We start from the raw sequence: 10566 nt of genomic DNA, 5'->3' as shown, positions 1-10566 counted from the left end.
TCCAGGAACTGCAGGCCGCGGTTGGTGTATTTCTTGGCGATGGAGATCACCAGCCGCAGGTTGGCTTCCACCATCTCCTTCTTGGCGCGGCGGGCCTTCGCCTCGCCGATGGACATCTTGCGGTTGATCTCTTTGATCTCACCGATGGTGAGTACGTTCTCACGCTCGAGGTCCTGAAGCCGGCGCTGGGCGCGGCGTACGTCGCTCTCCACCTCTGCGAGGCGTTCGGACCATGCATGGCCGGCGTCGATCTGCTCGCGAATCCAATCCGGGTTGGTCTCGTTGTCCGGGAAAGTGTCAATGAAGGCCTTACGCGGCATCTGCGCGTGGTCCACGCACAGCCCCATGATGGTGCGCTCCTGGCTGCGTACCCGCTCGATGCTCCCGCGCAGTACCTCCACCAGCTCGTTGAACACGTTGGCCACGAGCTTGAACTGCATGAAGTCTTCGGAGACCTTGGCCATGGCCTCCCGGGAGGCGTCGTGGTCACGCCCGTGCTCCCGCAGCAAGCCGACGAACTCGTCGAAGTGCGCGCGCAAGGAGGCAACGCGACGAGAGACCTCCTCGGGGTCTGGACCCGTGTCCACCGCCTCCGCCGTGTCGTCGTCGTCATCCTCGTCGTCGCCACTGTCGGCCTCTGTCGCTGCTGCCGCGCCCTTCGTGACGGGCTCTGCGGTCTCGTCGTCGGTAAAGCCCGAGATGACATCGGACAGTCGGCGCTCTTCCCGCTCCACTTGGTCGAACATGCTGAGCAGCAATTCCACAGCCCTGGGATAGGTCGAGAGCGCCGCGAGTACTTGATTCAGCCCATCCTCGATGCGCTTGGCGATGCGCAGCTCCCCCTCCCGGGTCAGCAGCTCGACGGTGCCCATCTCGCGCATGTACATACGTACCGGATCGGTGGTGCGCCCGAATTCGCTGTCGACGGATGCGAGCGCCGCTGCAGCCGCTTCCGCGGCCTCGTCATCGGCGACGGCCGAGTCGTTGCTGAGCGCATCGATCTCCGCAGGCGCGGTCTCGTGCACCATGATCCCCATGTCGTTGATCATGCGCACGATATCTTCGATCTGCTCAGGCTCGATGATGCCGTCCGGCAGGTGATCGTTGACCTCGGTATAGGTCAGAAAGCCCTGCTCTTTGCCCTTGGCGATCAACTGCTTGAGTTGCGAGGCCTGTTGCTGCTCTTGATCCATACGGATACCTGTTCGACGGTTGGACCGGGCGGACGCTGTGCTCGAAAGGACTGTGGGCGCCGTCAGCGCTGACGCCGTCGCGGGGCGAGGCTGCCGCTTCTGTCCGAGCGAAACATAAACGCCCGGACTCCGAACGGCAGTTCCCTGAAACCGCGCCGGCTACCCAGAAGTGTAGGTGCTGCAGATAAACTCTCCAACATAGCAGATCTGCGCTTTTTCTTGTATCCCAAGCCCTGGGGGGTTACGGCATTGAGTTCACCCAGCCGGCTCAGGTGTATACCACCCGTGCAACACCGCGACAGCTGCCCTGCCCACGGGCGGCGGGTGAGGTGAGTCAGCGCCCATCGCCGCCGCTGCCCGCGGGGCTGCGCTCGCGCCAGCGCCGAGCGATCTCCGCCGCGCGACGCTGTGCGGCCGCATCGCGGTTGAGCCGATGCACGATACCCAGCAGTTCCGCATCGCGCCCGTCCTCCGGTATCAGCTCGATGAGGCGCGCATCGGCCAGCCGGTGCACACTGCGCTCGTCGTCGGTGCCGCGCCAGCGCTCGGCGAGACCCGCGGTAGTAATGCCCGGGTAGGCGCAGGCGACGTCTACCATCTGTGCCAGGAGTCGAATACCCGGATTGTCGAGGTCCCGCCAGTGGGCAGGCTGCTCGGCCACCTGTGCCGCCCGGACCGGGGCGTCCAGCAAGAGCGCGATGGCCAAACGCAACGGCGTCAGAGCGGGCCCTGCCCCTGGCTGCGGCTTGGCGACCGGCCGCCGGGCGTATGACCGGCGGCCGACGCGCTGCCCCGTGCGGCGGGCGAGCTCCGCGGTCAGCTGCTCGCGATAGCTGCCGGCGGGCATGGTCGCAAGCAGCCCTTTCACCGCGTCCGCGAGCCCCGCGCGACCCTCCGGCGTGGCGATGTCGTGCTCCGCCTCGGCGTGCTCGAACAGGAAGGTCGACAGAAGCTTGGCATCCGCGAGCCTGGCCTCGAAGGCATCCTTACCCTCCTTGCGCACCAGGGTGTCCGGGTCCTCGCCCTCCGGCAGGAACAAAAAACGCACGGGCTGCTGACCGGTGACCAGCGGCAAAGCGGTCTTGAGCGCCTTCCAGGCTGCATCGCGGCCGGCCCTGTCGCCATCGAAGCAGAACACCAGCTCAGGCGCACCCCGCAGCAGGCGCTTGATGTGCTCTGATGTAGCCGCGGTGCCGAGCGCGGCCACCGCATAGGGGATACCGAACTGCGCCAGCGCGATGACATCCATGTAGCCCTCCACCAGCAGCAAACGCGGCGGGCTGCGCAAGACCTGCTGGCTCTCGTACAGACCGTACAGCTCACGGCCTTTCACGAAAGCGGGCGTTTCGGGGGAGTTGAGGTACTTGGGCTCACCGTCACCCAGCACACGGCCGCCGAAGCCCACTACCCGCCCGCGCCGATCGCGGATCGGGAACATGAGCCGGGCGCGAAAGCGGTCATAGCGGCGGCCGTCGCGCTCGGAGATCAGCCCAGCGGTTAGGAGCCGCTCGCGCTGCTCTGGAGACTGACCGAGTGCATCGAGCAGAAAGCTCCAACCTTGGGGCGCAAAGCCAAGGCCATACCGCTGCGCCACGTCGCCGCTCAGGCCGCGCTGCTTGAGGTAGGCCACGGCGGCCTCGCGCTCCGGGTGCTCGCGCAGCGCCAGTCGGTAACGCTCCGCCGCCTGCTCCAGCACCTGGTAGACGGGCTTCAGATCCGGGCCGCGGGGGGCGCCGTCCGCCGCGGGCAGCGGCATGCCCACGCGTTGGGCGAGCTCTTCCACCGCTTCGGGGAAGCTCAGGCGGTCCAGCTCGATCAGAAAGTCGATGGCGTTACCATGAGCACCGCAACCGAAGCAGTGATAGAACTGTTTTGCGGGACTGACGAAGAAGGAGGGTGTCTTCTCGGTGTGGAAGGGGCAGCAGGCCGTAAATTCCGCACCGGCCTTGCGCAGCGGCACGCGAGTCCCGACCACTTCGACGATGTCGGTGCGGGCCAGCAGCTGGTCTCTGAGCTCGGGCGTGATGTGGCCGACCATTCACCACGATCCCTTAGGACTGAATTGAGACAGGAGCACGGCAGGCCTGCTATCCCCGCCGCTCTCTCTATTTGTTTTGCAGGAGTATCTGCTGTTGGGCGAGAGGAGCCGCTGCGCACTACCAACCGATGGACGAAGTAATCCCGATGGACGAAGTGATCCGGGGAGCCGTCGCTGGACGGTCAGCCGCCAAGCCGGGCCTTGACGCGCTTGCTCACTTCGCCCATGTCCGCTCGCCCCTGCAGCTTTGGCTTCAGCACGCCCATCAGCTTGCCCATGTCACGCATGGATGTTGCACCGGTAGCCGCCACCGCCTCATCAATCAGCGCCGTAATCTCGCCCTCCGACAACGCCTCGGGCAGGTAGTCCTGGCAGACCTCCAGCTCGAACCGCTCTCCCTCGGCGAGATCCTCGCGGCCGGCGGATTCATACTGGGCAATGGAATCCCGGCGCTGCTTCACCATTTTCTCGAGGACCGCCAGCACCTGGGTGTCGTCCAGCTCGGTGCGCTCGTCCACTTCGCGCTGCTTGATGGCAGCGTTGATGAGCCGAATCACGCCGAGGCGACTCTTGTCGCCCGCTTTCATGGCGCCCTTCATGTCATCGGTAAGACGCTGTTTCAGCATGGCTCTAGGGTCTGGATGGAGCGCGAGGGCGGGCGTGCCGATGTCGGCGCGCAGATGCTTGCGCCAGCCCTCAGTAGGGCCGTTCCCAACGCCGTGCCTCGCGGGAGAGCTTCTTATGATGACGCTTGACCGCGGCGGCCTTCTTGCGCTTGCGCTCGGCCGTGGGCTTTTCGTAGAACTCGCGACGACGGACCTCGGCGAGGACACCGGCCTTCTCGCAGGAGCGCTTGAAGCGGCGCAGGGCAACCTCGAACGGCTCGTTCTCTTTGATGCGAACGCTGGGCATGTAGAATCCTTAAGCTATTGCGCGGTTGGAATACGGGTCTTGCCAGGACTGCCGTGGACCTGGCCGACACATGCGTAATCCGTCATTATGCCTTGAGCAAATCTCGGCTGGCAAGCACGTGCCAGCGGTCACCGACAGTTCGCTGCAAGCACATGTCGCGGCCCGGACCTCGTCGCCATGACCCGCCACCCCGAAATGATGAGCCTCATGTAACGCAGTCCCACTGAACGGCCCCATGCGCGTACTCGGCATCGAAACCTCCTGCGACGAAACCGGCGTCGCCATCTACGACGGCGAGCATGGCCTGCTTGCGCACACCGTTCACAGCCAGGTGGATCTGCACGCGGCCTACGGCGGCGTGGTCCCTGAGCTGGCCTCACGCGACCATATTCGCCGACTGACGCCGTTGATTCGCTTGGTGATGGCTGAGGCCGAGACGAGGCCGGCGAACCTCCACGGCGTTGCCTACACTGCGGGCCCGGGCCTGGTGGGCGCATTGCTCGTGGGTGCGGGATTGGGACGCAGCCTCGCCTGGGGCTGGGGCCTGCCGGCCATCGGCGTCCATCACATGGAGGGCCACCTGCTGGCGCCGCTGCTGGAGGAGCCTGCGCCGGCCTTCCCCTTCGTGGCGCTCCTGGTCTCCGGCGGCCACACCCAACTGGTGCAGGTGGCCGCCGTGGGCCGCTACCGGCTGCTGGGAGAGTCCGTCGACGACGCCGCCGGTGAGGCCTTCGACAAGACCGCCAAGATTCTGGGGCTGCCTTACCCCGGCGGCCCGGCACTGGCGAAGCTCGCCGAGGAGGGCGAGCCCGGCCGTTACCTCTTCCCAAGGCCCATGACCGACCGGCCGGGGCTCGACTTCAGCTTCAGTGGCTTAAAGACGTATGCCCTCAACGCCGTGCGCGACGAGCTCGCCGCCCGCAAGGATACCGAGCAAGCCCGCGCCGACATCGCGCGCGCCTTTGAGGACGCGGTGGTGGAGACCCTTGTCATCAAATGCCGCCGCGCGGTGGCCGCTGCCGGCGTCGACCGGCTCGTGCTCGCCGGCGGCGTCAGCGCCAACCGGCGGCTGCGGGCACGTGTGGACGCAATGATGGCCGAGCGCGGCGGCCGTGCCTTTTACCCGCGCCCTGCACTGTGCACAGACAACGGCGCCATGATCGCCTATGCGGGCCACGAGCGCCTCGCAGCCGGGCAGACAGAGCCACTGTCGTTCACGGCCATGCCGAGGTGGCCCTTGGATACCCTGCCGGGGCTCTGAAAGGGACGAGTAGACGAGTATCGAGGGGCGAGGGGCGAGGGGCGAGGCACTCGAACCTCGACATCTCGATTCTGTCAGCTCTCCGCCCGCGGGCCCTCTTCGGCTGCGGCACCGATCCGCCCCTCTTCACCGCGCAGCAGCTTCCGTATGTTGCTGCGGTGGCGCAGGAACAGGAGCCCAGTCAACACCAGCTGCATGCCGATGAGGGCGGGCTCCGGCCAGATGAGCCAGACCACTACCGGCGCCAGTGCCATGGATACCAAGGCGGACAGTGACGAGATTCGAAGCACCTTGGCAACAAAGAGCCACACCGCCGCCGTGACCGCGCCGATGGGCCAATAGAGCCCAAACTGCACGCCGAGCGCCGTCGCCACCCCCTTGCCGCCGCGGAAGCCGAAGAACACCGGAAACAGGTGCCCGACGAAGGCGGCGATGCCCACTAGTGCCAAGGCCAAAGGTGCAGCCCCGAGAGCATGCGCCCCGAGCATGGGCAGCACGCCCTTCAGCATGTCACCGGCGAGCGTGACGGCCGCCGCAGGCCTTGCCTTGGACCCGCCGATGCGCAGCACATTGGTGGCCCCCGGGTTGTTGGACCCCTGAGTGCGCGGATCCGGCAGCCCCATGATCCGGCAGACGATGATGGCGCTCGAGACAGAGCCCAGGAGGTAGGCCCCAAGCACCAAGGCCGCGGTGGTGAGCATGGTCATGTCCATGGCGCGGCATTGGACCGGCTGCGGCCCTTGCGGTCAAGCGCTCTGGTGAGCGTGAGCGCTTGCAATGATCGGGCGCGCCGCCACCCTAGCCGGCGGAACATCCGTGAAAATTCAGCCGCCCGCGCCGGCGGCTATCAGCCCTCAGCCCTCAGCCCTTTCTCATGGACATCGTCTTCATCCGCCAACTGCGCATCGAAACCGTCATCGGCATCTACGACTGGGAAAAGCAGATCAAGCAGCCTGTGGTACTGGACATCGAGATGGCCAGTGACAACGCCAAGGCCGCCGCCACCGACCGCATCGAGGACGCCCTGGACTACAAATCCATTTCCAAGCGTCTGAAGCAGTTCGTGGGCGAGGCCAAGCTCGAGCTGGTGGAGACGCTCGCCGAGCGCTGCGCCGCCATCATCCGCGAAGAATTCAACGTGCCCTGGGTGCGCATCAAGCTGGACAAGGTCGGGGCCGTGACCGATGCCGCCGGTGTGGGCGTCGTCATCGAGCGCGGCGAGCGTCCGGCGTGAGCGAGGCGCAGACGGCATCTCCTGCCAGCGCGCGCCGTTGCTGGATCAGCGTCGGCAGCAACATGGACCGAGAGCGCTCGATCCGCGGCGCAATCGCAGACCTGCGCGCGGCCTTTGGTCCTCTCGTCGTCTCACCCGTCTACGAGACCGAGGCCGTTGGCTTCGAGGGCGAGCCCTTCTACAACCTGGTCGTCGGCTTCGACACACCACTCGGCGTGGCGGCCATTAACCAGACACTGCGCAATATCGAGGACGCCCACGGGCGCGTACGCGGGCCGAACAAGTTCGCACCGCGCACACTTGACTTGGACCTCCTCACCTGGGGCGAGGCCACAGGCATCCTGGACGGCTACGAGCTGCCGCGCGACGAAATCCTGAAGTATGCCTTCGTGCTGGCGCCTCTCGCGGACGTCGCGCCGCACGAGCGCCATCCGGTGGATGGGCGCAGCTATGCCGAGCTTTGGGCGGAGATGGCGGCAACGACCGGGGCGCTCGCCAGGATTCCCCTGGGTCTGCCCGACTGATCGTGCAAAGTCATCTGGTCCGCAGCGCGCGCCTAACGAGCTGCAGACGCAGTGAGGCTCAGGTCTCCCGGTCGCCGTCTCCCGCCAGGCCACCGATGTGCAGCAGCTGCTGCACCAACTGGCCGGTGTCATCGGTGTCGCTGAGCCGCTCTGCAGGTGTCCAGGAATAGTCCGCCTCCAACCGGTAAGAGCCGGCGAAGGCGTCCGGTGGTCGGCCGTTCCAGTCCGCCGGCGACAGCATGGAAAAGTAGGCACTGCCGTTGGCTTTGCGGTAGAGATGGTAGACCTTCCCAGGGATCCGCTTGAAGGCGCATTCGGCATGGGTCAGGGCTTGTTCGTCGCGAGCCTCGTCGAGCACCTTGTGCGCCTCCGCCTGCAGCGCCTTGATCTGGTCGGCGATGACACGGAGCTTGGCGCTGGTGCGCGCGCTCAGCATGGATTCGGCGCGGGCGATTTCCTCCGCAAGCTCCGGCGCCTGGAAGGCCGGGGCCAGCCGGCTCATGGGGTAGGGCGAGCTGCGCGCGTCGCCGCGGTGCAGCAGGGCCTTGTCGTCGTCGCTCATGGGTAGGGTCCGGGGTTCATGTAAGATTCGGTGGCTTGGCACGTGTGCCCCGCAGGCCGCTGCGCATCTACTGCTGAATGGTGCGGCCACCGTCGACAGCGATGACCTGGCCCGTGATGTAGTGGGCATCACGCACCAAGAACAGCACGGTGCGGGCGATGTCCGCCGGCGTGCCGGCCCGCGCCAGCGCGGTGCGTGCCAAGATGGTCTCCTTGGACGCCTCCGATAGGCCCTCTTCGGGCCAGAGGATGGCGCCCGGCGCGACGCCGTTTACCCGCACTCTGGGCCCAAGCTCCTGTGCCAACGCGCGGACCATCATCGCATTGCCCGCTTTGGCGATGGAGTAAATGGGATGGTCCGGGTGGGGGCGCTCTGCATGGATATCCACCAGATTCACGATACAGCCCTCGGCCGCCCACAGCAGGGGTGCTACCGCCTGCGCCAAAAAGAACGGCGCCTTGAGGTTGGTACCCGTAAGCTCGTGCCAGTGCTCTTCAGTCGCCTCGGCGAGTGGCGTCGGGTAGAAGCTGGAGGCATTGTTCACCAAGGCGTCTAAACGGTTATGGAAGTCGCGCACCGCGTCCAGCAGGGCGGTCGGCGCCTGCGGGTCCAGCAGATCGGCGCGAGCCAGTCGCACCGAGTCCGGACGGGCTGCGTCCAACTTCGCCTTCAGCGCCGCCGCGGCTTCGCCGGAGTGGCGGTAGTGCAGCACCAGATCGAATCCGGCGCTGTGCAGCGTCTCGGCAATGGTCGCGCCGATACGCTGGGCAGCGCCGGTGATCAGTGCCACCGGCGGCGCGAGCGGCCGGTCCGGGTTGGGATGGGGCTCGGCGTCTGTCAAGATCACACTCCTCGTTGCAAGAGGCCTGGGCTTCACGGTGCCGCTTGCAGGGCGCCGACACGCCAGGCCCAAGGGTTGTTGGACGGCGCAGTGCTAGCGGGGCCGCTCTGCGGGGGAGGACCAGCGTGCCCCGTCGTGCCGAGCGGCCTCAGCCATGGACAACCCAGACGGCACCCGCCGTCGCCTGAGCCGAGCGATGACAGACGCCCCAAACGACTCTAAAGCCACACCGGACGCCGCCGCCGCAGCTCACAGCGCGCGGCTGGCGTCACTGATCCGCAGCGAGATCTTGGCGGCCGGCGACGCCTTGCCTTTCGACCGCTTCATGGATCTGGCCCTCTACGCGCCTGGACTCGGCTACTACGCTGCAGGCTCCGGCAAGTTGGGGCCGGCAGGCGACTTTGTCACGGCCCCCGAGCTCTCGCCCCTGTTCGGCCGCTGCATCGCCACCCAAGCAGTAGAGGTGCTGAATGCCCTCGGGGGCGGCGATATTCTAGAGCTCGGCGCCGGCAGCGGGGCACTGGCCGCCGAAGTGCTGACGGCGCTCGAAACCGCCGGCCGGCTGCCGGATCGGTACTGGATCCTGGAGCCGAGCCCGGAGCTCGCGGAGCGCCAACAAAAGCACTTGGCCGAGCGCGTGCCAGAGCTACTCGCGCGCGTCGACTGGGTGCAGGAGCCGCCGTCCGCGCTGCGCGGGCTCGTGCTCGCCAACGAGGTGGCCGATGCGCTGCCGGTGCACCGCTTCTGCATCCCAGCACAGACGGCGCCGAAGGATGTCGCCGACGCCGTGCGGGAAATCTTGGTGCGTGCCGACGGCGAGGGCTTTGCGGAGGTACAGGCAACGCCCGTGACACCCGGCCTCGCCGACGCGGTGGCGGGGCTGCGGTTGCCCCCCTCCACCCTCACGGGCGGCCTCTGCGGCGAGATCAACCTGCGGCTGCGGCCCTGGCTGGCGCTGCTCGGCGCCGGGCTCACTGCCGGGATGATCCTCATCGTGGACTACGGCTATCCGCGCCGCGAGCTCTATCTGCCAGCGCGACGGGACGGCACCCTGCTCTGCCACCATCGCCACCGCGCCCATGCGGACCCGTATATCCACATTGGTTTACAGGACATCACCGCCCACGTGGACTTCACTGCCGTCGCCGAGTCGGGCGCCGCGGCGGGCCTCGCACTTGCCGGCTATACCACCCAGGCCAACTTCCTGATCGGCTGCGGTCTTGACCGCCACCTGAACGCCGCAGCCGCGGACCCGGAAACCCTGCTGGACCTCGCCGCCGGTGCCAAGCAGTTGGTGCTGCCGGCGGCCATGGGGGAACGCTTCCAGGCCATCGCCTTCACGCGCGGCGTCGAGCCGCCAGCGACGGGCTGGTGCGGCTTCGCGCTGCGGGATCTGCGCCAGCGCCTCTGAAAAGTGAGTCCACAACTTCGGCGCCGCAAATGCCGACTTATCGGCGCCTCTCAAAGCGAGCCAAGCTCAACCACCAAGATAGGTGGGCACGATGGTGTCGATATCGGTGGGATGGATACCAAGCTGCAGTAACCCGTTGTGCTCGTCACAGACGCTCGGCGTCTGCATAGAGCGGTAGTTGTCTAGGGTGATGGGCGCACCGGGCAGCTTGCCCAAAATCCGCGCCATGAGCTGCGAGCGTTGGTCGTCGAGCCCCAGGATCCAGACCCGCTTGCCGAGACGCTTCGCCGTATACGCCAACAGCTCCTTCAGCGTCAGCACACGCGGACCGCAGAGGTCGTAACGCCCGCCGATCGTGCGCTCATCATCGATGCTGCGCACCATGGCCTGAGCCACATCATCCACCCACACCGGGGCAAACTGCGCCTGGGGACAAGCCAACGGGACAAAGCCCGGCGCCATGTCCCGACGCCCCCGGACGCGGTTGCAAAAGCTGTCCCCGCGCCCCAAACTCACCGCGGGTCCGCACCTTGTCACCCCCAACCCACCGCCACGGCACATCTCTTCCCCCCCCCCCCTCCACCCCAAGA

At 66.8% G+C, this 10566-nt stretch carries 12 protein-coding genes; 4 read left to right on the top strand and 8 right to left on the bottom strand.

The genetic code is table 11. From position 1 onward, the window contains the following. The 4 genes from I6U14_RS08265 to rpsU form a co-directional block, all read right to left on the bottom strand. Window positions 1-1193 (bottom strand): RNA polymerase sigma factor region1.1 domain-containing protein (locus I6U14_RS08265; protein ID WP_296898392.1); only part of this gene is annotated, 1193 nt, incomplete at its 3' end. 334 nt (window positions 1194-1527) lie between these two features. After that, complete coding sequence (gene dnaG / locus I6U14_RS08260; protein ID WP_296898390.1) at window positions 1528-3231, bottom strand: DNA primase; 1704 nt, start codon at window positions 3229-3231, stop codon at window positions 1528-1530. 182 nt (window positions 3232-3413) lie between these two features. After that, window positions 3414-3857: a GatB/YqeY domain-containing protein gene (locus I6U14_RS08255; RefSeq protein WP_296898389.1), complete on the bottom strand. Its 444-nt coding sequence runs from the start codon at window positions 3855-3857 to the stop codon at window positions 3414-3416. 70 nt (window positions 3858-3927) lie between these two features. Next, window positions 3928-4143, bottom strand: coding sequence for a 30S ribosomal protein S21 (rpsU, locus tag I6U14_RS08250; protein WP_058556564.1), 216 nt, complete (start codon window positions 4141-4143; stop codon window positions 3928-3930). A gap of 235 nt (window positions 4144-4378) precedes the next feature. On the opposite strand from rpsU, the gene tsaD reads away from it, so the two are divergent. Next, window positions 4379-5404 (top strand): tRNA (adenosine(37)-N6)-threonylcarbamoyltransferase complex transferase subunit TsaD, encoded by a 1026-nt coding sequence (gene tsaD / locus I6U14_RS08245; RefSeq protein ID WP_296898387.1) that lies wholly within the window; start codon window positions 4379-4381, stop codon window positions 5402-5404. A gap of 74 nt (window positions 5405-5478) precedes the next feature. Here the strand turns inward: tsaD and plsY are convergent, their stop codons facing one another. Beyond that, entirely contained in the window at window positions 5479-6105 is a 627-nt protein-coding gene (gene plsY / locus I6U14_RS08240) for a glycerol-3-phosphate 1-O-acyltransferase PlsY (RefSeq protein ID WP_296898394.1), read from the bottom strand. 173 nt (window positions 6106-6278) lie between these two features. Here plsY and folB point away from each other — a divergent pair, with 173 nt between their 5' ends. Both folB and folK read left to right on the top strand, forming a co-directional pair. Beyond that, window positions 6279-6638: a dihydroneopterin aldolase gene (gene folB, locus I6U14_RS08235; protein ID WP_296898385.1), complete on the top strand. Its 360-nt coding sequence runs from the start codon at window positions 6279-6281 to the stop codon at window positions 6636-6638. After that, window positions 6635-7162 (top strand): 2-amino-4-hydroxy-6-hydroxymethyldihydropteridine diphosphokinase, encoded by a 528-nt coding sequence (gene folK / locus I6U14_RS08230; RefSeq protein WP_296898383.1) that lies wholly within the window; start codon window positions 6635-6637, stop codon window positions 7160-7162. Before folB ends, folK begins: the two co-directional genes overlap by 4 nt. A 58-nt stretch (window positions 7163-7220) precedes the next feature. Here folK and I6U14_RS08225 read toward each other — a convergent pair whose 3' ends face one another. Beyond that, on the bottom strand, window positions 7221-7724 hold the full coding sequence (locus I6U14_RS08225; RefSeq protein WP_296898381.1) for a DUF2452 domain-containing protein: 504 nt from the start codon (window positions 7722-7724) through the stop codon (window positions 7221-7223). Between the two features lie 67 nt (window positions 7725-7791). Then, window positions 7792-8565 (bottom strand): pteridine reductase, encoded by a 774-nt coding sequence (locus I6U14_RS08220; RefSeq protein WP_296898379.1) that lies wholly within the window; start codon window positions 8563-8565, stop codon window positions 7792-7794. Window positions 8566-8761: 196 nt separating this feature from the next. Between I6U14_RS08220 and I6U14_RS08215 the strand changes: the two genes are divergently transcribed. After that, the gene (locus I6U14_RS08215; protein WP_296898378.1) at window positions 8762-9976 is read left to right on the top strand and encodes an SAM-dependent methyltransferase; all 1215 of its coding nucleotides are present in this window, start codon (window positions 8762-8764) and stop codon (window positions 9974-9976) included. A 66-nt stretch (window positions 9977-10042) separates the two neighbouring features. On the opposite strand, the gene I6U14_RS08210 is transcribed toward I6U14_RS08215, so the two are convergent. After that, entirely contained in the window at window positions 10043-10438 is a 396-nt protein-coding gene (locus I6U14_RS08210; RefSeq protein WP_296898376.1) for a hypothetical protein, read from the bottom strand. Window positions 10439-10566 lie beyond the last annotated feature (128 nt).

Origin of the sequence: Thiohalocapsa sp. (assembly GCF_019695415.1) — a bacterium.
Classification (GTDB): Bacteria; Pseudomonadota; Gammaproteobacteria; order Chromatiales; family Chromatiaceae; genus Thiohalocapsa.
The sequence above is the reverse complement of the archived record's forward strand: the minus strand, read 5'-3'. Positions and strand labels throughout refer to the sequence as shown.